The sequence below is a fragment of the Paenibacillus sp. 2TAF8 genome (assembly GCF_052114825.1).
Classification (GTDB): domain Bacteria; phylum Bacillota; class Bacilli; order Paenibacillales; family Paenibacillaceae; genus Paenibacillus.
The window spans coordinates 72,725-96,059 of the sequence record NZ_JBFRFN010000004.1; the positions used below are offsets into that span (position 1 = coordinate 72,725).

Here is a 23,335-nt window from a genome sequence, read left to right on the forward strand (position 1 = left end):
TTAGTTCACCTCCTGCACAATCGACACAAAGCGCTCAGCAATCGCCTTATGTTCATTGAAGCCTGTCAATTGGTTAAACACTTCTTCCAGTGACCCTTCCATCGATTGCTGCTGAAGTTGCTTGAACGTGCCATCTGCTACCACACGGCCCTCGGCAATCAGTACAATCCGGCTACTGATCTTCTCCACCACATCCATAATGTGTGACGAATAGAAGATCGTTGTACCTTTTGCTGACAGCTGCGACAAAATCTCTTTCACCACCATCACACTGTTTGCATCCAGTCCGCTGAGCGGCTCATCCAAGAACAGCAGATCAGGATCATGTAGCAGTGCCGAGATCAACAGTACTTTCTGACGCATCCCCTTCGAGAAGGAGGCAATGCGCGAGTGGTATGATTTTTCCAGTCCAAAACAATCCATCAGCAGCTTCGCTTTATAATCCGCATCTTCATAGGACAAGCCATATAACTCTCCGGCAAACGTCAGATACTCGGCTGGAGTCAACTGTTCGTACAATTCAGCCACTTCAGGCACATAACCGATTCTGCGCTTATATTCCACATTGCCGTCTGCGATATCCTGACCAAAAATACGAACGTTCCCCACATACCCTTCTACCAACCCGAGCATAATCTTCACCGTTGTACTCTTGCCGGCTCCGTTCGGCCCGATATATCCAATCATCTCTCCTCGATGAACTTCCAGGTCGATGCCGTTCAACACATAACGCCCGTTATACCTCATACGTAAGCCTTCAATTGATAGTACTTGTTCTCTGTTCGTTTTTGACAACTCTTGTTCTAAAGCCACTTCGTTATCCAGCTCCTTCTCTCTACTATTTTCTACAATTCTACTAGTTTACCACAGTTTGGATTCAACTTCCTATGTAGTCTAGGAGACTCATCATTCTCGAAAGCCATATTACAAGCAACGAAATGTTGTTACAATTATTCGCGATGTAGCCATGCAGATCGTTTCCTTAGCTATGCTTGAAATATAAACGTCTACTTAAGGATACTTACTACCTTTATATAGAAACCCAGTATATAGGCTTCTTTCTTCAAAAGATTTATTCTAAGAATCGCTTTTAACAAAGTAATTACCGTAATGAAGAATCTGTTTTGTATCAGCAGCGACATCATCTAAATTATCAACGGTTTCCTCTTCGGAAATGGAGGAGTCCTTTTGGGCCACCTTATTAAAAGTTCCAAAAGGATTAATTATACTGTCGAGACTTTCTTGACCACTCTTAATATCCTCTTCTGACAATTTCACTGAAGCAGTAACGTAGGGATTGTTTGGGTTATCAACGTCAGTTATTTTCATTTCCTTATCAGTACTTATCCCATTGTGAGTAGCAGGACTCGATGGGATATCTGCCTTGCCCTCACCATAATTATTACTAGCATAAATACTTAATGCAGTCCCTGTTATAACAGTCATTATTAATGTAGTACTGATAATTTTTTTTTTCATTGGAGGTCACTCCTCAATCATAGTTATAGTATGTATTAGCAAATTCAATGACCTCTAGTTCGGATTTACCTATATCTGTATTGAAAAAAACGTATTGTGAGTAGGCTTATCTGGAACCCCTCCCCTCCTCTAGGTCTTGAACAAAATAACGTTATGAGTAGTTGGAAAGTTGTTAAATAATTCGGTGTCCATAAAGCTATACAAAAAAGACGCTTCATTCGAAGCGTCTTACTGTCTGGTTCATCAGACTTAAGCTTTGTAGCCTAAGCACACTGTTTCGGACTAGTATGATATGGAAGCTACCCATCAATCCTCATCATCAAAATCCTGGTCAAACGACAACACCTTGCCTGTGTTTGCATCAATATCAACATCTGCCTCGCCTTGAGCCGTTCTTAATTCGATCTCATAGACATAGCGGCCATTGTCACGATCCAGTTCTACCTTTGTTACTTTCCCACCGGTCACTTGTTTCAGTGCAATGTTGGAAGCTTGCGCAACCGTCAGTTTAACCTGATTGGAAGCAGACTCACTCGAAGAGTTAGCTGTTCCATTATTACGATAATCATCATCGTCATTGTCGTCGTCATCATTGATCACTGCGAGCACCTTGCCCGTGTACGCATCCAATCTAACCGTCACATCCGGGCTACCTTTTCTGTCGATCTCGACTTCATAAAACGTTTGACCGTTTCTGCGCTCCAGATCCACATCGTCGACTTTGCCTTCCACTGCTTTCAGAGCTATGGATTTGGCTTGTGATGCTGTCAGTAGCTTACCTGTGTTGTTCTGATTTGCACTCGTGGACTGTGTCACTGATGCTGGTGCGGACTGCGTTGTTCCAGCTTGTATTTGCGGGGCAGGTTGTCCATTGATATTACCACTGGCTGCAACGGCTGACCCACCAAGCAGCACTGCTGCGGACAAGCTACCAATCCATAGTTTATGTTTGTTCATCATCATCATTCATCTCCTCGTTAATATTCTCGTTCTCGTCTACAAATATAGAATAACCTGAACGAATGAGAGATCAGCGAGAGAAAGATTAGAATTTGATGAGAAAATGGGGAGAGTATGCTTACACCTTTTTATAGGACGATATAACCTAGTGGTTATCGCTACACGTTCCCTGCATTTTTTTAACATAAACTGTTCAATCTATTTATTTTTAAAAATACTTTTAATCGTCGTCCTTATCCCAAGTTACCGAACGAATAGCACCCGAGATTGCATTCACCTGCACCGTAGCTTCCCGTCCGTCTTTCAGATCGATTTCGACCAGGTAGTAAGGATTGCCACTGTTCGTACCACGCAGCTCCACATCATCCACCTCGCCGGGAACCCTCGCAAGTGCTTTCTGCTTGGCCTGTTTCTCACTTAGAAACTGCGGCGCTTTCTCTGTCCCTCCACCGCCGGACACAGGGGTTGCTTTGATCGCTTTGGAGGAAAGAATCTCTCCTGTATACGGATCAATCGTCAGTTCTTGACGGCTGTTGTCCTTGGCTTTCACTACTGCGGTGTACACAGGGCTGCCCTGCTGTTCAACTAACTCCAGCGACACAAGCGTCTCCCCGGCTCTCTGCTTCAGCAGCTCCGACTTCATCTGTTCACGGCCCCACAACGTCTTCTCTTCAGCCTGCGGACTTGCTTCCAGACGTTTGATCGATTGGACAGCTGCCGTAAACGCATCGACCTGCACATCGTATAGACCTGTCTCCGAACGAAGCTGCATCAGATACGTACCATCTTTCAGGGTGGAATGAATGATCTCCCCCGGATATTGATTCAGCACAGATTGTGCTGCTGCATCGGCGGATAACTGCTGACGGGCAGGTACCCACGGTTTCCACCATATTAATACGGCGAGGAGCACGATAGCCAGTGTTCCAGCTCCCCACCACAGTAACTTTCGCGACCCTTTACCTATATTACTTCTGTCTGTATTTTTATTTTCACGCCCATGCTTATGTTTATGTTCACTTCGTATCATTTCAGGCCGTTGTTCCTGCTCTGTCATATGCACTTCCTCCTCACCTTCGCCAACATCTTCACGCATATGCCGCCAGTTCCTGCCCCCTAGAAAAGGGAATATTCCAAAAATCCAGGAATCACAGCACCTCTCCAACTTATACTGTCTCTGGATTGTTCTAGGTGAACATTTTTAGTTCAGATTAAATCACTCCATCCAGTATAGAAGAGAAGAATGAGAATTTCATGAGAGTGAGCTAAGTGGACTGGCTGAGTTTTCGGATCTGAATTGTGGAAAAATAATACAAGCCTCCGTACCCATACCCTCGGTACTGGAAAGTTCAATCTGTGCTCCCACGGCGCCTGCCAGCTCTTTGGCAAGAGACAATCCAAGTCCGGACCCGCCGGCACTGCCGCTTCGTGTTCTGGAGACATCCGCTTGGTAGAAACGGTCGAACACCTTCGCCAGATCCTCCTCCCGCATACCGATGCCCTTATCTACGATTCGTATCCGGCAGCTCTCGCCCTGTGCCTCCAGCTTGACTTCAATAGCTTCTTCACTATATTTCCGTGCATTATCCAGTAATATAAACAGCATCTGCTTCAGCTTGCTCTCATCGCTGATCGCCCAGATCGGGCCTGAAGCGTAGCATCGTACTTCCCGGTGGTACGCTTCGCGGAACGCACGTGCGGAATCCGCAGCCAGCTTCGTAATATCTACACGTTCCAGCTGTACATTCCATTGCTCAGGCTGCCTGGCCAGCAGCAACAACTGGTCTGTCATCTCACGCATACGTACCGATTCAGACAAGATCGCTTCCACAGCTTCATCAAAGACTTCAGGGCGCTCCTTACCCCGGCGCTGGAGCAGACTGGCATAACTCTCAATGATGGTCAGGGGTGTTTTCAGTTCATGGGATGCATCCGATACAAAACGCTCCTGTCGTTCAAAGTTTGATTCCAGCAGTTCCATCATGCGATTAAACGTCTGTCCCATCGTGTTCAGTTCGTCCTTTGATTTTGCCTCCAGCGGAAGTCGCTTGAACTGTCCACTCGCCTGAATATCACTCATTGTACGTGTCATTTGCTGGATCGGTCTTGTCATGCGATTCGCCAAAATTCGGCTGGAGATCACGGCAGGAATCAGTGCAATAATGGTCACGATTACTAATACTGTACGCAGGGTGGCAAGTCCATTCTCTGTTTCAGCCACACTCTGAGTTAGCTGCAGGTTTACCACTTCTCCGTCCGGCCAGATTAATGGCATGGATACCCACACATATCCTACCTGATCCACCTGGGTATACTCTGCCTTCTTCTCATTCTCATATTGATAAGACAACTTGCTGAGTTGTTCGGATGCTCCCGTTGTCGTTACTGGAGAACTGCTTCCATCTTCATGCACAATTCGCAGCATGCCATTCACGGGCGCATAGGCCCGGAGCAGATCATCTGGCGGGATGGAGCCGGCTGACTGACGTACCCCTGTGACGATCGAATCCGCCTCGGCTTCCACTCGTCTGATCTCATTATTGATGGATACTCGCTCAAAGACGAGATACACAGACAGATTTACTGCAATTAACAGCACAGCAAATAGAACCGACGAGTATCCGTAGATTTTACTGCGCAGGCTCATGATTGCTCCTTCAGGACGTATCCTACGCCCCTTACGGTATGTATTAAGGGTGGTGTGAATCCGTTATCCACCTTCTTGCGCACATAACGGATATACACGTCCACCACATTGGTATCGCCATAATAATCGTATCCCCACACCGATTGTACGATCTGATCCCGGCTGAGGACCTGACGTTGATTACGCAGCATATATACCAGCAGGTCAAACTCACGCGGGGTAAGTTCGATAGCCTGTCCATCCCGAAACACTTCACGTGTTCCCTCGTTCAGCTTCAAACCCGCAGCAGTTAACCATTCCTCCTGCGCTTCCTGCAACTGATCCGACGTTCCCTGCTCTGCCTCCTGCTCCAAGGCATGAACCGTCTTTCTTGCAGAAGCTGCCGCGGCGAGACGCAATGCTGCCCGGACTCGTGCGAGCAACTCTTCAATCTGAAACGGCTTGGTGATATAGTCATTGGCACCCAGATCCAGGCCGGACACCTTGTCCTCCACCGAGTCCTTGGCTGTCAGCATCAGGATCGGGACTACGGCATCTCTCGCTCGAATCCGTCGCAAAACTTCAATACCACTCAGGCCTGGCAGCATGATGTCCAGTAGAATCAGATCCCATTGTCCTTCACTGTACCTTTCCAGCCCTTCCGTCCCACTGCCTGCCTTCGTGACCTGATATCCTTCGTACTGCAATTCCAGTTCAAGCAGTCGTGCAATTTTGGGCTCATCTTCAATGACCAGCACAGCTTCATTCATGCTGATTCCCCCTCACCCCGTCATATCATTCTCTCGTCATTTTACAACATCTGCTTACAATTTGCCCAAAGCATCGGAAACGGAGTGGTCTCCAGCCACCAGATCAAAGGCCATCCGATAGGTCTTCTCTTCCTGCAAGGAGGCAGCGATGACACGTGCCACATCTTCGCGAGCAATGCTACCCGGTTTCAGTTCAGTTCCCACAGCCACTTTGCCGGTGCCCGGTTCATTTTTCAGACCTCCGGGGCGGATGATCGTGTAGTTCAGGTCACTGGCAAACAAGGCCCGATCCGCAAAATGCTTAGCCACATAGTACGGTTTGATCTCTTCCGGCCACTTACTGCGCTGATCTGCACCATAGGCACTGACCAGAATATATCTGGAAATACCTTGTTTCTCTGCAGCCTCCATCGTTTTCACCGCACCATCCAGGTCGATAAGCAAAGTTTTGTCCGGGCCCGTCGAACCGCCGGAACCTGCCGTAAACACAATGGCATTCTGATCTTTCATCGCTTCGGCCAGCTCATCCACTGTACCCTCCAGATCACCCATGACAACCTGTGCACCTAGTTCCTTCAATGCGTCTGCCTGCTCCGGCTTGCGAATCATGGCTGTGACCTGATGTTTGCCTTCCTGTGCCAGCTGTTCTACCAAGTGTTTACCAATCTGTCCGTTTGCTCCAATCACCAGTACATTCATTGTTTATTCTCCTCTCAGGGTAGGCACGAGAGTGATTTAATCTCACTCTACGCCTGTTATGTTGTTGATCTTCTTATAAAATTTTTAATTATTCCCCATCCATCCTATCTTTTAAACGAAAGCGGGTGCTTTTAAGCGCAGACAGAATTGCACATCGCTTACACACATCTTGGCTCCGTGCCAAATCATTCTGTCTCTCATCCTACCTCTGTTGTATACGACACTTCCTCCAATCGAGGTTCTGTGACACTTACGTAGTACACATAGTACTGAATACCAACATGATTTTGTAAAAGGTACGGACACGCTGCCCTGCACATGATAAGCATGGTCACGCCTCCCTCTTCTCTTCTACTGTTGCTTCTGTTTTTGTTTCTCTCCGGCTTCTGTTTTCATTTCTTTCCTGCTTCTATCCGTGTCTATCATTCCGTTTAATATCTGTATAATGCTCCATATTCATACCGTTAAGTAACCTATCCTTACTGAGCCCGAGATGTTATACGGGGATAAGCTGCTCACTGTCCTATATGAATTCATTATGTATTACGATCTGCACGAAACAACTCTCTTCTGTCTCGTTTAGTTTCATATCCATCATGTTCATGTTCAAAAGTACATACCAAAAAAGGACGCCCAATGGGCGCCCTCTAACGTTAGTGCTATAGATTAATAAGCCAGTGCGAACAAGCCATGGATGTGGGACAGGTAACGGATGTTACTTGCTTCTTTCATCATGGTTGCAGGCAGACCTTTCAGACGAGTCTGGTTGCCACCGATCATGCCGACAGCATCTTTACGACCCAGACTTCCCAGCGTACCGGAGAAGATTGGCGAGAAGGATTCCATTGCGCCACCTTTGAACATTACGCCCAGGTTGTGACCAATCGTTTCACCCATTTGCCAAGCCAGTTGTGCTGTTGGAGGGTACGGACGAGCACCTTCGCTAGGGAAGACTACTGCGCTGTCACCAGCAACAAATACATCTTTGTGAGATGTAGATTGCAGAACTTCCGTTACTTTCGCACGGCCGCGATCCACTTCAATTCCGCTGTTAGCAACAACTGCATTACCTTGTACGCCACCAGTCCATACCAGTGTGTTCGTAGGAATGGAGCTGCCGTCTTTCAGCATAACTTCGTTTTCTTTCATCTCGGTAATAGCTACGCCAACAATGAAGTTTACGCCGCGTTTTTCGAGACTGGATTTCGCACGATCAACCAGTTCTGGCGGGAAACCTGCCAGGATGGAAGGACCTGCTTCAACCGTGTAGAGGGAGATATCGTTGAAATCGATACCTTTCTCTTTACATACACCTGGAAGAAGATCAACGAATTCGCCGACAAGCTCGATACCCGTCAAGCCACCGCCACCAATAACAAACGTAGCGTCTGCTTTGTTGCCGGATTGTTTGTATGCATCAAGACGTGCTTCAACATGCGCACGAATTCGGTTTGCATCACTAACGGATTTCAGCGTGAAGCTGTATTCCTGCAATCCTGGAATTCCGAAGTAAGCTGTTTCGCTACCCAGAGCAACAACAAGCGCATCGTAAGAGTATGTGGAGCCGCTAGTCATGAGAACTTTTTTCTCGTCCGGCTTAATTGTATCCACCGTGTCGATTTTCAGGTTCACATCTTTACCGCGCAGCAATTTTTCAAGCGGGAGAGCAACTGCTTGCTCAGAAATGCTTCCTGCTGCAAGACGGTGCAGTTCCGTAATAATTTGGTGTGTAGGGTAACGGTTCACGACAGTAATTGTCGCTTCTTCCGGAGTCAAGTATTGACGCGCAGTCAGCGCAGTCAATAGACCGCCGTATCCTCCACCCAAGATCAAAATTTGCTTCGACATATCCATCCTCCGTTCTTCTAAGTCTTAACGTTTCGGTTGTTGACGCTCGTTCAGGATGCTCAGGAAAGATTGAGCAAAACGAAGCGTTTGTTGTACGTTTGGATCTTTAAGCATTTTGAGCATAGCGAACAGGCCAACTGAAGATTGCTCTGTTTGCGCACGGTCATTTGCTTCGATGGCAGCAGAAGCTACACCTTTAGCTTTGTCTACAACAGGCTTAGCGAACTCGCCCATTGCACTCATCGTGTCGCTGATCAGAACTTTGTCTGTAGCGATACCTTGTGCGAAGTCGTAAGCTTTCGTCATTGCAGTAACCATTTCAGCCAATTTAGGCAGGTTCTCCACCAATACAGTTAGAGACTCCTGTACCTCAGGCTTCATCAGTTGATCCAGTACGTCCAGGGACTGGCGCTCGGCGCCTTCTGTTACTGACACCTCTTGTTGAGTAGGCGATTGTGACATAAGAGAAAGTCCTCCTTTACTTTGGGATAGAAGTCCGCGACTTTCATGATGCCTGTCAAGCAGAGCCGAACCACAAATACATCAATACACTAAATGTACCAAATTTCACACATTAGGATAAGCGCAGCCGAAGACCGCTCTCACGTATGCATGGTATGTTGGGTCTTATTGCGGACAACACATGTTGACGCACAAAACGACAAGCAGGCCGAAACCGAACTCTATACCCTTATATTACACCTCTTACACATGAACATGAAAAAGAAATTTTTTACACTTGTGAAGATATTGTGAACATTGTAACAAAATCGATTTTTTTGTCAAGGCGTGCAGGCTTATCACGAATGGTCATTTATCTTTTCCAAACGTCACAAGCTACCATATGTGGTATTAAGACATGATCACAACAAACCATATGTACGAAAAGCACATATGAAAGTGCATGTTGAACGTTTTTTCAGGAATGTATTTCCAAAAATTTACCGTTCATGCAACGAATTTGGTCACTTTGGTTATTATGCAGCGACAGCCCCGCCCTTATTCTCACATTGTAAACATCTTTCATACTCAAGTATGAACATTTTCGGATGAGAATGCAAAAAGGCCGTCAATGGAAGTCCGCTCACAACTTCAAGCAATCTAAATTTAATCATTTTAAGGTGATCTTGAGGAACTAAGAAAAACATCAATCGGACAACACTTACGAATACATTCTCGAAAGTCTTCTGAACGCTAACGTTTAAATTATCTTCAGCCCGGTTAATAAGGACTACACCAGACAACGAAGGAGATGTTCGATATGAGTAATTCAACTGGCGATAAAATCATAGCAGGCATTAACAAAGCCAAAGGCGAAGTGAAGGATCAGATCGGTAATGCAACGAACAACAAGTCCCTTCAGGCTGAGGGTAAAATGGATAAGGCCAAAGGGGCCGTTCAAGATAAAGTGGCCGATGTGAAAAAACATCACGAATAATGCAATCCGATTTGCATACTCTGCATGTCTCTACACACCTAGTGTGAAGATAGCTAGAGAGAGGTAAACCAGCCTAACCGTCCAGATACAGATCGGTTTTAACTCTGTAAATCTGTTGACGGAGGCACAAAAAAGCCAAGGAAGGCGCTTGAAACAATCACCCTTCCCTGGCTTTTTTTGTTTTTATATCGCAGGTACCGAATACCGTGCCATATCAATGATAAAACTGCGGCTTTCACGTGTTGTATGATACTCCCGGCTGAACAGCCTCACCCAATCGGCATGCTTTTGATACCATTGAAATGTTTGCTCCAGCCCCTGCTCCAGTGTCGTTTGGGGATACCAGCCAAACGCCGCACGCAACTTGCCGGAGTGAACAACCAGGCTTGAACCTCTGGATTGCGTAGGCTCCAGTTCCCGTATCTCCTTCGTTGTTGCGGATTGGTTCAGCGGCTCCAGAAGCATTCCAATCTCTTGCATTGTCGTTCCAATACCGGAAGAAATGTTATAGGTCTGTCCATCCTGACCATTAATCATAATCTGTTCGATCGCTCGCGATGCATCATCGATATACAGAAAATCACGTACAGCTGACCCCTGAATATCCAGCGGCAATCCATCAAGCATCCGCCCGAAGTTCCGCGGAATAATGCGATCAGGCAGTTGCCATGGTCCGTACAGGTTGGTTAAACGGATTATTTTCACTGGAAGCTGATAACATTGAGCATAGGATTGTGCGAGTGTCTCGCAGGCTACTTTTGAAGCAGAATAAGGGGAGACCGGTGCATAAGGGTCTGACTCGTTGTAAACTCGGCCCCATTCACCGCCGTATACTTCAACGGATGAAGCAAGCAAAAGAGGGATATCATGGTCGGTGGCATACTGCAGGATGGCCTGAGTACTGAGGGTATTGTTGCGGAACACCTCTGCGGGCTGATGATATGAATAGTCGACATGAGGCATGGCTGCGAGATGAATGATGTAGTCTGTGTTGTGGGGCAGATGAAGACTGTCTTCAGCGAGGTTGCACTTGATAAAAGGCATGTCATGCAGTGGAGGACGGTGAACAAGTCTTTGACAATAGTCGTCCTGATCCAGCAGGGTGACCTGATGTCCCTTTTTCGCCAAAAACTGTGAAAGATTAAATCCAACGAATCCAGAAGCTCCTGTAACCACGATGTTCACACATTTTCCCCCTATCCATTTTTACATCGGGCGCTTTAAAGAGAGTGTCTGTATCGATTATAACCTAAAAATGATACAATTTGTATCATTTTACATTGTTTTTTTGTTTGTTCGCTTCCAGGAAGGTTAATACATGGAAAGAGGTGAGCCAAAATGAGTAATCCAAAGCAAGATGACAGCGTTATCCAGCACCTGTATTTTCAAGACGATGGAGTCATTCCAAATCATCCGAATCTCCCAGTACTTCTATACAAAGGAATCTGGCGGAGTGAACCTGCCCGTGCTGAATTTAACTTAAACCGGAACGGCTGGGGCAACAGCTGGATTAACGGTGTATTTGACTATCATCATTATCACAGCAATGCACACGAGGCACTTGCCGTAATGAGCGGATTTGTGAAGTTGATTCTAGGCGGCGAGAAGGGACAGAAGGTTTATCTGGAGAGCGGGGATGTCGTTGTACTGCCTGCCGGAACCGGCCATAAACGTCTGGAAGCCAGTTCCGATTTTCGAATTGCCGGAGCATATCCTGGAGGTATGAGTTACAATACACGCACAGGCAAACCAGGTGATCGGCCTGAGGTGTTGCAGGAGATTCAAGAGGTTCCTGTACCAGGCACAGACCCGGTGTATGGAGAAGGTGGACCTTTAACCAAGCTGTGGCTCAATCGTCGGTTTTGAATTGTTATCATAATGAAAACCTTATAAGCAGGGAGAGATTTTCCGATTGGAGCTACTTTGTCCCTGCCAGTCGGACGCGATAGAAACGCATGGCACGAGGGCTACCTTCCATGTCGAGTTGACCTTCAAGTACAAGTTGACGTACCCGGTATTCAATAAAGGAGTCACCTACAGCCTGATGCAGGTTTCCGAGCACCTCCCCCACGATGCGAGCTGCATTGATGAATTCACCGGATTTTCGTTCAGCCGAAATTTTTTTCACCTGTTCCAGAATGAACTCATCCAGACTGTCCTCAGGTACGCTATGAACTACATTATCCCTCATCAATCTCAGCGTCCCGGGCTGTGCCGCAAGATCAAGCCACTCTTGTTCCATAAGGCTCCGTTGCTCGAAAGATAATGGCTCGTCATGCATGCTATTCTCCCACATCGAGGACAGTTGATTTGGCATCAACTCACCCAATCGGACAAGATCCCGTTCAGATTCGGCATTATCAAAGGCTTGAAACAGTTGCGTAGTATCGATTAATCGGATCGGACTTTGACGATGGCGTAGCAGATGAAGCGCATATAACAAGCCAGTTCGTTCATGACCATTATTCGCATACCAGATGATGACCTGAGTTCCTTCAGCAATTGAATCGATGAATGGCCCTATACGCTGCAACTGCTCCAAACCTTGCAGAACATAATGCCCGTGCTCTGTCATGTAAAGTTTCTCAGCCAGCCACAGATGTCTACGTTGCAACACCGCGGCATCCGTCAGATCACCCAAAGGACCTACAGCATAATGATCATTCAGAGAAAAGAAATGTCTATGTTCACGATCAGGGAATTTCCCCATGGCTACTTTGACACTTCCCAATGGAGATTCCCCGATTGCGATATGGATTTCCCGAGCATTTTGCAGATCCGACATCGAGCGTTCTGTATGCCTACGCTTCCGCTCTTCGTGCAATCGGCTGAACAACTGGTGCTGCCTCTCTGCAAAAGGCATGTTATCTGTATCTTTAAGCTTGTCACTCCGTGCCATGTCTGTCCGCAGGTAAAGCTCACGTAACAGTGATCTTAACTCATCCTCATTCATCTGATGTAATTCGTTATCAAACTCAAAGACATTTTGTATCATGCAGGGGCCTCCTCGGATTAGATCGGTACACTTTGCAGTAGCAATTAAAGATAGCGTTCTTACGATCATGCAGAATGCGATTTGTGGTTGTTTTTGGTTTGCGATTTGCGATCTGTATTCCTTATATTGTTGCCTCGCTAAGTTTATGAAGATATCGATTTGTCAGAAGCCTGATGTAACGGAATCCCTTCATCTTGATCCGGTTTAAGCCGGGTGAAGTGACGCTCCAATTTCCGGCTTGCCCACAGGGATACCGCAATGAACAACACCACGCCGATCCAGCGTACCGGATGCTCCAGAAATTGCTCTACATTCGAGCCAATATACGTTACAGAGAAAATCATGATGCCTTTGCCCAATCCAACCGCAAGCAGGAAGGATAACAATCGCATTCGGGCGATACCTGCAGCCACATTAATAATGACAAATGGACCCACGGGAAAAATGCTAAGCAGGAACACATAACTGAATGCGTTTCTGCGAATCCATACCATACTGCGCTGCACACGCGGTTTACGCGCCCACTTTTCCACAAAAGTAGATTTTCCGATCTCTCGTACGATCAGAAATGTCACAGTACAACCAAGCACCATGCCGATCCAAGAATATAGAAATCCTGCCCACAACCCGTACACCGCTCCGTTAACACCCACAATCAATAATGTTGGAAGCGGCGGTACAAAAGACTTCATAAACGTAAGCAAAATGCCCGGCAATGGACCGAGAGAACGAAACTTCTCAAGCCAGAACCGAATATTTTCCTCCGTGATATATGACATAATATCGAGTGCTGCCGGTGTCATCCGCATCCTTCCAATCTATTCAATCTATTTCATCCGTATAAACAACGATGCAGTACATGTTGTTGAAATACTTACAACTCGAGAAAATGAATTAGCTCAGTCCGTGTCCTCTGTTGCTAAGGTCAACGCATAACCTTATCCCGTTAAACATATTGAATTGATGTGACTGCCGCCCTCCAAGTATAACGTACATTGGGATGTTGCATCGTTGTCAATTTGAAGAAATATTCAGATTGGAATGCAAAACCAAAAAAGCACACCCGAAATTCATCATGGTGTGCTTCACATATGAAAGCTCAGAATCTTCTGCATTCTGTAGCATAACATGCCCTATGGTTTATTCCAGTACCGTTTCCTGCACCTCAAGTTCAAGCAGTTCTGCCTGATGGGCTGCATTCCACTCTGGAATTCCCGAACGAATGAACTCGTCCGCATCCATCGCTGCCTTCGATTGGTTACACAAATTACAAGCGCAGACACAATTGAGCGGAGTGGTATGACCGCCTTTCGCTCGGGGAAGAAGATGATCAATCGTATCTCCATAGGAGCCGCAGAAATGACAGGTATATTTATCCCGATCCAGAATAAACCGCTTGAAATCCTTGTTGCTAAACAATCGGCGTATGGTGTACCGATTGACCACAACAGCCGCTTTTTCCTTGACCAGCGTAACGGCAAGCTCCATGTCCACTTCCTGGTGCCAGCGGCGGCCTTTGTCCGTTTTGCCGCGCATGCGCACCATGCCTTGCCGGTTCGTCCGAAGCGAAGCCGGATCCTCGGGGTCAATCGCTGCCGGCGGCGCGTGATGTCGCCGCGGACGGCCATCCATGCCAGCCACGTGACTGCGGCTGGCATCGCCACGGGCAAGGCCTGGCTCCGGCGCAGGAGCCTCAGCAGCTACGCTGCGGGCCTGCCCTGCGCCGGGCGCGAGCGCGGCCGCATGCTTGCGACGCCGCTTGCGTTTGCGCCGGGCTGCGGGCGGCTGGTCTGCAGCCGCTGGCGCAGGCGCTGGCGTTGCTGCCGGGCCTTGCGGCGTAGCCGGCAGCAGCGCTTGGGCCGCCGTTGCTTGCTCGGCGGCCGGAACTGCAGCGGCAGCTCGCTTGCGCGCCCGCTGTGCACTGCCCTTGCCATTCGCAACGGCTACGCCTGGCGAATGCACATCTCCGGGCGGATGCTCCCCGCCCGGAGCCCCTGAATCCACCGCATGCGGATCGGTGGATTGCTTACCTTCGCTCTCTGCCCCAAAAGAAGCATGAGCGTCCAACATCTCTGACGGCTTTCTTTTCCGCCGTCTTCGTCTTTTCTTACGCTGGCTAGTCGAGGGAAAGATCGAAGAAGCTGCCTCATCTTCCATCGTCTGATCCGTAGGCACAGCCCCAACCTGAACAAATGCCAGGCTTGCCAATGCTTGTGAATCGACATGTCTTCCCCGGTCGCGGCTCGAATCATTCCCATCAGCCATCTGTAATAAAATACGCTCGTTTCGTTCCCGCTCATTCGTTACCGGAGATGGGAGCCTTTCTTCCCGAAGGTTCTTGTCCAATCCACCATAACGATGCTCAAACTTTGCAGATCCAGCCCCTTGGGCCACCTGCATATCACCATTATGATGTTCTCGGACACCGAGCTGACGACAACGACGACAGGCTCCGCGTCTGGCACCTGAACTCGCCCGTTTCCCGGTTCTGCGCCGAAACTCAGATGCAGGTCGCCTCTCTCCGCATTGCATACATGTCTTGGTTTGTCGCGTCTCGTGTTCTGTTTTCCCATCGCGGAAAGGGATTGATCCCGTCTCCATGTTGTCACCTCGGTTCCGAATGAATCCGGTTTCTTTCTATTGTATCACATCTGCTCGTGAACACCCTCATAGCCATAAGGCTTGTATTTTTCCGAATTATATTCGGGTGTCTGTTCACTGCATTCGTGAAGAATATGCTCCACATATTCCAATATATCTTGCATCGGTTTCCCGCATTGTTCACATCTAGTCATTTATGATCACCTTGATCCTGTCCTTAAAGTTTGCTGGATATTATCACTCCGCCTTATGATTACCCGTGAATTCTGTTAAAGAAACATTCGTTCCCCTAGCACACATACATAAATATCTATCTGCATGGAATCACTTTTTGGTACAACAAAAAGCCGCCCCCAGTTAACCCCATGGCTAACTTGAAACGGCAACGATATGACACAAACTAGCTTCTAACGCACATCCAGCTGCCCCGAATTTTGCTGGGGTACAGGACGTGGCTTCGGTTTGGGCAGATTACCAAAAATAATCCAAGCATGCGGCAAGAACCGTGCCGCCAGCCCGACCACAATCCATGAAGCCATCAACGCGATGCCAAACCCGCTGGCGTACCACAGGTGAATTAACCAGGATACCCCTGTTTGGGGTGGATGCTCACGATAAAACAAAAGGAAAAATGGATGAATCAGATATATACCGAATGACAGTGTACCCAGCCGATTAAGCGGTTTGGCAATCAAGGCAGGGCCTTTGTGGTAGAGCCAATAAGCAATCTGAATAAGGACCAGTGCACAAGCAAAGGTATGTACATTCCAAAAAAGCTCGTACCATAACGTGTTATAGGTCGCAATTTTCAACCGCAGCAAATAATAAATATATACGTGAGCCAGTCCCGCCGAGACCCATACGACCCAAAGCAAGATCCATGAAGCTACGCGCACTTTAGTTGCATTCGCCCGGCTAATCACAAACCATTGTTTAATCTGTGGAAAATACACCCCCATGAAAGCACCCAACATGAAGTAGGAAAAATAGGAGAAGGCCCAGCTTCCCTTATTAGGCACATTGAACCCGTATTTATTACTTACGATAAAGGCCCATTGAACAAACAGCCCAATCAGAATAGACCATTTTACAACAGAGGGGTACTTCTTCAACAGCCATAGTACCAACGGGAAGATCAGATAAAATTGCATATTAATAAACACAAAATACAGATGTGTGTAAGCTTTCCCCGTAAATAACTTTTCAATAAAAGTGATCAATGACTCATTGAAAGGACGACCTTGATAGTACATATAATGCAGAACTACATAATACATTATCGAGAACAAGAAGTAGGGCAACAAAATATAGACAAAACGCTTCTTATAGAAATTAGTGACCAACCTCTTGTCTAGCGGTCGGGTATAGTAGTTATAGAACAACACAAAGCTGCTTAAAAAAATAAAGGTTGGTGTACCGTATTTCATAAAAATATTAACAAAGTTGTACAGCCAATAATAGTTCGAATTGGTCATTTCCATCGAAGCATTGGATGTGGAATGTACAAATAGCACACCGATAATCGCCATTGCCCGTACGAGATTTAACTCCGGGATTCGTTCTCTTTTCAGTGTTTGACTCATCGTTTAGAGATTCTCCTTCATGTTTTCGTCAATATGTTAAATATGACTTAGTCCATTAAGCTCTCTATCTATTAAAAAGCATATTGCTTAACATGTGTAGTCCAATTTCTTAATCCTTCCTTAATTACCAAGTAAGTATCATATGATTTATATAGTCACACATGTCAAAAAGACCGCTGTGACGCGGCCTGTCGCTTGTTGTGTCGTTACTCTAACTTTTTTTGTTTACCGGTACAAAAATGTTGAATTCAGCTCCATGATCATTGGAACTCTTCCCTGTGTACCGTTCATTTCGCATGTTTCCTGATTTATAAGCAAAAAGACAAGGAGCTGCCTCCCTGCCTTCATCATCATTTCAAAATTTAGTCATGACCTAGTTTTTCTCCCGGCTTGCCAGAATCTGCTTGTACACATCAATGGCCGCCTGTCTGGAAGCCTTCAGATCTACGATTGCATCCTTGCGTGGTTGGTGAATTTCTTTGCTATGCAAGTCCTTCAACTCAGGCAACCACTTGCGAATATATTCACCCTGAGCGTCATACTTTTCGGACTGCGTAATCGGATTATTCACACGGAAATATGGCGCAGCATTTTCACCCAGTGATGCGCACCACAGCCAGTTTCCCCTATTCTGGATGTTATCATAATCCTTCAGCTTCCTTCTGAAGTACGCTTCACCAAGCGTGAACGGACACTGAAGGTTTTTGGTTAGAAACATCGCTGTCAGAATACGGAGCCGATTCGGCATATGTCCGGTCTCGTTCAGCTCTGTCATGGCTGCATCGATGATCGGGATACCCGTTTCTGCGTTACACCAACGTTCGAAGTGAGTATCTTGAAGCACAGAGAGGTCATACACTTTTTCATATGTAAAATAATGCGCTTCGTAGACTGCCCTGTACAAGTAAAAATCACGGAAGCAGAGCTGTCTGATCCACTCTCCGGCTTCTGGGATACGTTCCGCAGCATCATACATCTTGCGAATCGATACCGCTCCCACAGCCACATAAGAACTAAGATGACTTGGTTCATAGGCTTCAAACTCATCCCGATGGTCCCCGTAATCCACCACTCGCTCGGACAGAAAACGATCAAGCAGCATATGCGGATCAACCTCATCTCGTGCCTTATCAGAATTCTCCAGCAAAGCAGCCGGAACTTTCATCTCCTCTGGCCAATCCAGCTTTCGTTCACTTATATTCACATCCGCAATCGTGGTTGCCGAGGGTGGATTAGGATGTTCATTCATAAATTCAACCCAGCGACGATGAAAGGCAGCAAAAACTTTATAGGGTTCCGATTTGCCCGTGAAACTGGCGAAGGCTTTCAGATCAATCAGCAAATGATCCGTCAGTTGAGTGAATGTGATCCCATAGGACTCACAGACTTTACGAATCTCTCGGTCTCGCTCTATTGCATAAGGCGTCATATCCCGATGAACGACCACCTCACTGATCTGACCCTCCATATTGCTCAGTAACCACTCCACCACCTCAGCAGGTTTACCATAGGACACATGCAGTTGACGTTTCGCTTCCTCATACTTTCTAACAAGTGTGGCAGCATGACGGAGGAAATTCTCACCACTGTGCTCCTTCTCCCGGCCCTGCCGAAGCAAGAATGGATCGTAAATCAACACATGCAGGCTCTCTTCTTCCTGCTCCCGCAAATAATCCAAAGCATTTAGATCATCTGTACGCAGGTCTTTGCGGTGTATGAATAATTTCACGCGCCACATCCCTTCTGCCTGAACAATCTATTGTTTGGTCAGACTTTCATATAGTTTGCTCGTTTCAGGCTCGGGCTGATGACCCAAATCCTCCTTCAAGGTCAATGTGAAGGAATGATAGAGTCTCAATATGCCTTGCTGGTCATCCATGGAGGCATAGACTTCCATCATTAATCGGCAGATCTCTTCCGAATAAGGCTCGCGTTCCTGCAATTCCATTAATAGCTCTATCGCCTGTTCTCCCCGCTCATGAGCCATCTCCCATTGAGCAATATCCATAACAAGTCCCATATACTTGCGACGGAGCTCCCTGCTCTTGGATCTGGCCCAATCATAGTCGTGCTCCTCCAGATAATCGCCACGGTACAGCTGAGCAATCTGTCTCAGATCATTCAGATTAACCGAAGTGACAGCTTCATAGGACATGGCCTGCTCAAATTGTTCAATATCGCTCACCAAGTTGCCTGCAAGCAGACGATAACGGTTCATATTGTACTCCAGCTTGCCTGTCATGTTCCATTCCTTCAATAACTTGCGAATCTGATAGACGGATGTATGCAACAGAGTCAGCCCTTTATCCTGGGATACATCGCCCCAGAGCTTATCAAGCAGAACCTCCTTGCTTACCCACTCTTCCCGGTGGTGAAACAAAAATGCAAATAACTCCTGTGATTTGGTCGTGCGCCACTTATGTTTCTCGGCACTCTGCTCCAGACTCCGGAATATATCCAGATGTTTAAAGGTCAACAGCCCCGGTGCTTTGAACTCCACGCTTTCGGCTTCAGGTTCCGATTCCTGTACTTCCATCGCTGCGGCTGTCTGAGCATGATAGGACATCGTGCCTGCAATACGATCAATCGTCTTGCTAAGTCTGGAGGAACTGACGGGTTTCAACACATAATCCAGAGCATGCAACTCGAACGCCTCAACCGCATGATCTGCATACGCAGTTACAAATATGATCCGAATGCTCGAATCGAGTTGCTGTATATATTCAGCCGCTTCCAGACCATTAACTTCCGGCATGCCAATGTCCAGAAATACAACATCTACACGATCACTTGCCAAATAATGAAGACCATCTTGTGCTGTTGAAAAAGATTGCACAGGCGTAATTCTTCCGTCCGATTGCAGCAGGCGCTGTAGGTGCAGCTGTGCTGGCTTCTCGTCATCAATTACAATGGCTCTCACCGTTCTCAACCTCCTGCCATGCGAGATTTAATATGGACATCCACTATATCGGCATCCGTTAATTCGGTTGTTAACCATAATTACCCAAACCACTTTAACTCATGTGTCATGAAAAATGATGAACCTGGTTGAGCGGAATATGAAATTGAATTTGCGTACCGCTTCCTACATGGCTCTGGATGTTCAGCCCCTGTCCATAGAGTGACATAAGACGGCGATTGATGTTTTGCAGTCCAACTCCTCCAGGACCTTCCGTTCGGCCCGATTTCACCTGAGCCATTCGGTCGGGAGGTATGCCAACACCGTCATCCTGTACACGAACAATCACATCATCACCCTCTTGGAAAATATGAAGCCGTACTGTACCACCTGCCGCCCTCTCCATGACCCCATGACGAATGGCATTCTCCACAAGCGGTTGAATGGTGAGCGGCGGCAAAAACAATCGTATATCTGGCTGCACTTCATATTTGACGACAAGCCTGTCTTCAAACCTGGCCTGTTCCAGATGTACGTAGGACTCCACCAATTCAAGCTCTTTGTATAAAGGAACCAGTTGATCCCTATTTTGAAAGTCAAAACTGCCTCGCAAATAATGACTCAACTCGATGAGCAGATCTGTCGCCTTGTCCGGGTCCACCGCGCAGGTTGCAATGATTACATTCAGCGCGTTGTAGAGAAAATGAGGTTTGATCTGTGCCTGAAGAAAGGCCATCTCCGCTCGAATCATATCCTGTACAGAAGTGCGCAGCTCAATCAAGGTTCGCACCCTTGCCCGCAATTCACCTGCATCTACCGGTTTACTCAAAAAGTCATTCGCCCCCGCCTGGAAACCATGCCGAATATCTTCAGGCAATCCGCGAGCGGTCAGCATCAGGATAGGTAACTCGGACAACGAACGATGCTCCCGTAGCTTGCGGCAAAGCTCTGGCCCGGACATTTTAGGCATCATCCAGTCGGTAATGACCAGATCAATATATGGATTCTGCTCGTACAGTTCCATTGCTTTGAAGCCACTATCTGCTGCAATGACACGGTAACGCTCCGTAGAGAGCAAGTTCAGAAGCACATGTCGATTCACAGGGTCATCATCCACAATCAGAATTGTAGGTTCCCCAACATGTTTCTCCTGCTCATATAATGGGTTTAATTCATCCAGATCCTTAGTCACATAGTCTTTTTCCTTTTTCCCTTGTGCTGTCACATAACGGGCCGGAACGGGGCTAGTTTGTGCTTGCAGCAGCGGTAATTGTACAATAGGCAAGGTAAAATGAAACGTTGAGCCAACACCCGGCTCTGACTCGACCCATATTTCACCATCACCCAACTCCACAAGTTTTTTCGTGATGCTGAGACCCAGTCCAGTTCCCTCATAAGCCCGTTCCGTGGTTCCATTGATTTGTTCATAGGATTGGAAAATATCGTCCAGTCTCTCTGGTGCAATTCCCACACCCGTATCGGCAACAGATACTTTGACCTTGTCACCTTCAACAGAGGCATATAGCCGTATCTCACCCTGCTCCGTAAACTTGTAAGCGTTACCTAGCAAGTTATAAAGAATTTGCCGAAGCCGATCTTCGTCCGCTTCTACTAGCGGCAATGCGTCAGGCCACTGCTGGATAAGCAAGATCGGCTTGTCCTCAAACGTAAAGCCCGACACCTCCACCACCGTTCGGGCGACCGATTCCAGATCAACAGGAACCCGCTTCAACTCGATCTCTCGATTTTTCAGCTTGGAGAAGTCCAAGATATCATTCACTAGCAGCGACAACCGTTTCCCTGTAGCGGTGATCATGGACAGATTTTTAGCTTGTTTTGGTGTAACAGCTCCTGCTGCCCCCTCCAGCATAGACTCGGCAATGTTAATGATTCCATGCAATGGTGTTCTTAGCTCATGCGATGTATTAGCCATGAATTCATCCTTGAGGCTGTCGATCACCAGCAAGCGCTCTGATAGAGCCTCTACTTCAAGGAATGACTGTGCAAAACGAATCGCTGTAACAAACATCTGTATGAGTACAAATAACAGAAGCTCAAGCAGTGCAAGAAAGGCTGTATCGACCGCTACGAACGCCCCGATAGTGAACAGCACAACAACCATAAAAATACTCATTAAGCCAACCATTGCATAGTGACTGTCATTTGTCCGTTTGCGCGACCAATAAATCATCGTTCGTATGGCGTAGATCAACACTGAGAAGGAGATAAGCAGCATAGGCAGTTCAAAGGTCGAAAATAACGCAGGCGGTAAAGTAATACCGATCAAGGATTGAGCAATAAGCAAAATCATCCCCAGTCGCACGAACCAACCATGAACAGCTCCCGGTGCTAACACCGCCAAATACCGGAGCAAGAAATAATACGAGAATGCTCCGCTGAGAAGTTGAAGACGAAGCAACGTATCGTGCGTCAGCAGCGGTATAAATGTAGCTAGTAACTTCTCTCCATGCGTGAGAGCATATAAAGCCCCCGAGAGACTGAATAGTCCCAGAAATTGAAGCTCTTTCTCGCTGCGCCGCAGCCTGAACAAGACCAGAAAAAAGACTGCAGGCAGAATAAATCCAATCAAGGTCAACAGATCCTTAAGCCAGTCCAGCTGTTGACTTCGGAAAATACTTCTCTCATCTCCGAATAGAACGGGTGCAACAATTCCACCCGAGGCATAACTATAATTGGATACTTGAATGATGACGTCAACTGTATCGCTATCAATGGACGTGAAGCCTGTAAACGGCAGATTCATCTGACGGTCAGAATTCTTGGTTACCCCAGGAGAGCCCATACCACCTATGAGATTTCCGTTAACAAAAATACGATGGGACATGCGTATATTCTGCGTATGAATACCGTAACGATTTTTCATCTGCCGTGGAGTTAGCTTCATCCGCAAGTGATAGGTCCCATATCCTTGAGCCTGTCCCAGTGATGTGTTCCATTTAGACGGAACCTGAATTTTCTGGGCAGCTGGCAGGGGTCTTCGACCTGATAGATCGGTTACAAAGTCTTCCGGCCCCAACAGCTTATTCGGGTAGAACTCCCAGATTCCGTTCAGTGAGGCTACACCTTCTTCGCTGAAATCCCATTGACGCAGATCTATATGCCCGTCGGTAACTTGCGGATTGTTCCGCTCGCTGATCCATGTCTGGGCGATCCATCCCAGCGGAAGCAGAACAACGCATATAAAACTTAGCGTCAGCATGACCCAGTGTTTTCTCATCTATGTATTCCTTCCATCCTCTAAGCAGCGAGAGATATCACTTTTTGTCGATTTTTTTCTATATATCCATGTTACACGTTTCCCGTCCTCACGGAAATAGTTCATGAACAATTTCAGCCCATTTTATAGCAAAATAAAGCCTTTTCAGGCTTTATTAAATGATTGCAGCCCAAAAATCCCCGGACTCATCTCGTCAGAT

Annotated in this window: 19 protein-coding genes and 1 pseudogene; 2 read left to right on the forward strand and 18 right to left on the reverse strand. The window is 47.0% G+C overall.

Annotated features, from left to right (window positions below; all coding sequences use genetic code 11):
- The 9 genes from AB4Z30_RS07630 to AB4Z30_RS07670 form a co-directional block, all read right to left on the reverse strand.
- Positions 1–747 (reverse strand): ABC transporter ATP-binding protein, encoded by a 747-nt coding sequence (locus tag AB4Z30_RS07630; protein WP_441925356.1) that lies wholly within the window; start codon positions 745–747, stop codon positions 1–3.
- Between the two features lie 330 nt (positions 748–1,077).
- Entirely contained in the window at positions 1,078–1,479 is a 402-nt protein-coding gene (locus tag AB4Z30_RS07635) for a hypothetical protein (RefSeq protein ID WP_441924910.1), read from the reverse strand.
- 306 nt (positions 1,480–1,785) lie between these two features.
- Entirely contained in the window at positions 1,786–2,439 is a 654-nt protein-coding gene (locus AB4Z30_RS07640; RefSeq protein ID WP_441924912.1) for a PepSY domain-containing protein, read from the reverse strand.
- A gap of 220 nt (positions 2,440–2,659) precedes the next feature.
- Entirely contained in the window at positions 2,660–3,535 is an 876-nt protein-coding gene (locus tag AB4Z30_RS07645; RefSeq protein WP_441924914.1) for a PepSY domain-containing protein, read from the reverse strand.
- Positions 3,536–3,691: 156 nt separating this feature from the next.
- Positions 3,692–5,086: a sensor histidine kinase gene (locus tag AB4Z30_RS07650; protein ID WP_441924916.1), complete on the reverse strand. Its 1,395-nt coding sequence runs from the start codon at positions 5,084–5,086 to the stop codon at positions 3,692–3,694.
- Complete coding sequence (locus tag AB4Z30_RS07655; RefSeq protein ID WP_441924918.1) at positions 5,083–5,835, reverse strand: response regulator transcription factor; 753 nt, start codon at positions 5,833–5,835, stop codon at positions 5,083–5,085. Before AB4Z30_RS07655 ends, AB4Z30_RS07650 begins: the two co-directional genes overlap by 4 nt.
- A 54-nt stretch (positions 5,836–5,889) precedes the next feature.
- Positions 5,890–6,534 carry an SDR family oxidoreductase gene (locus tag AB4Z30_RS07660; protein WP_441924920.1) on the reverse strand — a complete coding sequence of 215 codons (645 nt, stop codon included), beginning with the start codon at positions 6,532–6,534 and terminating at the stop codon, positions 5,890–5,892.
- 666 nt (positions 6,535–7,200) lie between these two features.
- Positions 7,201–8,382, reverse strand: coding sequence for an NAD(P)/FAD-dependent oxidoreductase (locus AB4Z30_RS07665; protein ID WP_145333676.1), 1,182 nt, complete (start codon positions 8,380–8,382; stop codon positions 7,201–7,203).
- Positions 8,383–8,406: 24 nt separating this feature from the next.
- Positions 8,407–8,844 (reverse strand): DUF1641 domain-containing protein, encoded by a 438-nt coding sequence (locus tag AB4Z30_RS07670; RefSeq protein ID WP_441924922.1) that lies wholly within the window; start codon positions 8,842–8,844, stop codon positions 8,407–8,409.
- Between the two features lie 799 nt (positions 8,845–9,643).
- On the opposite strand from AB4Z30_RS07670, the gene AB4Z30_RS07675 reads away from it, so the two are divergent.
- Positions 9,644–9,820: a CsbD family protein gene (locus AB4Z30_RS07675; protein WP_441924925.1), complete on the forward strand. Its 177-nt coding sequence runs from the start codon at positions 9,644–9,646 to the stop codon at positions 9,818–9,820.
- 183 nt (positions 9,821–10,003) lie between these two features.
- Here AB4Z30_RS07675 and AB4Z30_RS07680 read toward each other — a convergent pair whose 3' ends face one another.
- The gene (locus tag AB4Z30_RS07680) at positions 10,004–11,005 is read right to left on the reverse strand and encodes an NAD-dependent epimerase/dehydratase family protein (protein WP_441924927.1); all 1,002 of its coding nucleotides are present in this window, start codon (positions 11,003–11,005) and stop codon (positions 10,004–10,006) included.
- A 153-nt stretch (positions 11,006–11,158) separates the two neighbouring features.
- Here AB4Z30_RS07680 and AB4Z30_RS07685 point away from each other — a divergent pair, with 153 nt between their 5' ends.
- The gene (locus AB4Z30_RS07685) at positions 11,159–11,686 is read left to right on the forward strand and encodes a cupin domain-containing protein (RefSeq protein ID WP_441924929.1); all 528 of its coding nucleotides are present in this window, start codon (positions 11,159–11,161) and stop codon (positions 11,684–11,686) included.
- 52 nt (positions 11,687–11,738) lie between these two features.
- Here the strand turns inward: AB4Z30_RS07685 and AB4Z30_RS07690 are convergent, their stop codons facing one another.
- From AB4Z30_RS07690 to AB4Z30_RS07725, 8 genes and pseudogenes are all read right to left on the reverse strand, one after another.
- Positions 11,739–12,815 (reverse strand): DUF1835 domain-containing protein, encoded by a 1,077-nt coding sequence (locus AB4Z30_RS07690; RefSeq protein WP_441924931.1) that lies wholly within the window; start codon positions 12,813–12,815, stop codon positions 11,739–11,741.
- A gap of 143 nt (positions 12,816–12,958) precedes the next feature.
- Positions 12,959–13,618 carry a TVP38/TMEM64 family protein gene (locus AB4Z30_RS07695; protein ID WP_441924933.1) on the reverse strand — a complete coding sequence of 220 codons (660 nt, stop codon included), beginning with the start codon at positions 13,616–13,618 and terminating at the stop codon, positions 12,959–12,961.
- A 337-nt stretch (positions 13,619–13,955) separates the two neighbouring features.
- Positions 13,956–14,393, reverse strand: a pseudogene (locus AB4Z30_RS07700) (HNH endonuclease); the annotation flags it as partial.
- A gap of 1,067 nt (positions 14,394–15,460) precedes the next feature.
- Positions 15,461–15,610, reverse strand: coding sequence for a hypothetical protein (locus AB4Z30_RS07705; protein ID WP_441924935.1), 150 nt, complete (start codon positions 15,608–15,610; stop codon positions 15,461–15,463).
- Between the two features lie 213 nt (positions 15,611–15,823).
- Positions 15,824–16,999: an acyltransferase gene (locus AB4Z30_RS07710; protein WP_441924937.1), complete on the reverse strand. Its 1,176-nt coding sequence runs from the start codon at positions 16,997–16,999 to the stop codon at positions 15,824–15,826.
- Positions 17,000–17,372: 373 nt separating this feature from the next.
- A complete protein-coding gene (locus AB4Z30_RS07715; RefSeq protein WP_441924939.1) occupies positions 17,373–18,728 on the reverse strand; it encodes a cryptochrome/photolyase family protein in 1,356 nt (451 codons plus the stop codon).
- Between the two features lie 27 nt (positions 18,729–18,755).
- Complete coding sequence (locus AB4Z30_RS07720; RefSeq protein WP_441924941.1) at positions 18,756–19,919, reverse strand: response regulator; 1,164 nt, start codon at positions 19,917–19,919, stop codon at positions 18,756–18,758.
- A gap of 106 nt (positions 19,920–20,025) precedes the next feature.
- Positions 20,026–23,136 (reverse strand): ATP-binding protein, encoded by a 3,111-nt coding sequence (locus AB4Z30_RS07725; protein ID WP_441924943.1) that lies wholly within the window; start codon positions 23,134–23,136, stop codon positions 20,026–20,028.
- Positions 23,137–23,335 lie beyond the last annotated feature (199 nt).

Coding starts and splice junctions, on each gene's coding strand:
- AB4Z30_RS07630 (WP_441925356.1), bottom strand. CDS start 747: ATGAGGTATAACGGGCGTTATGTGTTGAACGGCATCGACCTGGAAGTT.
- AB4Z30_RS07705 (WP_441924935.1), bottom strand. CDS start 15,610: ATGACTAGATGTGAACAATGCGGGAAACCGATGCAAGATATATTGGAA.
- AB4Z30_RS07670 (WP_441924922.1), bottom strand. CDS start 8,844: ATGTCACAATCGCCTACTCAACAAGAGGTGTCAGTAACAGAAGGCGCC.
- AB4Z30_RS07685 (WP_441924929.1), top strand. CDS start 11,159: ATGAGTAATCCAAAGCAAGATGACAGCGTTATCCAGCACCTGTATTTT.
- AB4Z30_RS07660 (WP_441924920.1), bottom strand. CDS start 6,534: ATGAATGTACTGGTGATTGGAGCAAACGGACAGATTGGTAAACACTTG.
- AB4Z30_RS07725 (WP_441924943.1), bottom strand. CDS start 23,136: ATGAGAAAACACTGGGTCATGCTGACGCTAAGTTTTATATGCGTTGTT.
- AB4Z30_RS07640 (WP_441924912.1), bottom strand. CDS start 2,439: ATGATGAACAAACATAAACTATGGATTGGTAGCTTGTCCGCAGCAGTG.
- AB4Z30_RS07635 (WP_441924910.1), bottom strand. CDS start 1,479: ATGAAAAAAAAAATTATCAGTACTACATTAATAATGACTGTTATAACA.
- AB4Z30_RS07675 (WP_441924925.1), top strand. CDS start 9,644: ATGAGTAATTCAACTGGCGATAAAATCATAGCAGGCATTAACAAAGCC.
- AB4Z30_RS07645 (WP_441924914.1), bottom strand. CDS start 3,535: ATGCGTGAAGATGTTGGCGAAGGTGAGGAGGAAGTGCATATGACAGAG.
- AB4Z30_RS07665 (WP_145333676.1), bottom strand. CDS start 8,382: ATGTCGAAGCAAATTTTGATCTTGGGTGGAGGATACGGCGGTCTATTG.
- AB4Z30_RS07695 (WP_441924933.1), bottom strand. CDS start 13,618: ATGACACCGGCAGCACTCGATATTATGTCATATATCACGGAGGAAAAT.
- AB4Z30_RS07710 (WP_441924937.1), bottom strand. CDS start 16,999: ATGAGTCAAACACTGAAAAGAGAACGAATCCCGGAGTTAAATCTCGTA.
- AB4Z30_RS07690 (WP_441924931.1), bottom strand. CDS start 12,815: ATGATACAAAATGTCTTTGAGTTTGATAACGAATTACATCAGATGAAT.
- AB4Z30_RS07650 (WP_441924916.1), bottom strand. CDS start 5,086: ATGAGCCTGCGCAGTAAAATCTACGGATACTCGTCGGTTCTATTTGCT.
- AB4Z30_RS07655 (WP_441924918.1), bottom strand. CDS start 5,835: ATGAATGAAGCTGTGCTGGTCATTGAAGATGAGCCCAAAATTGCACGA.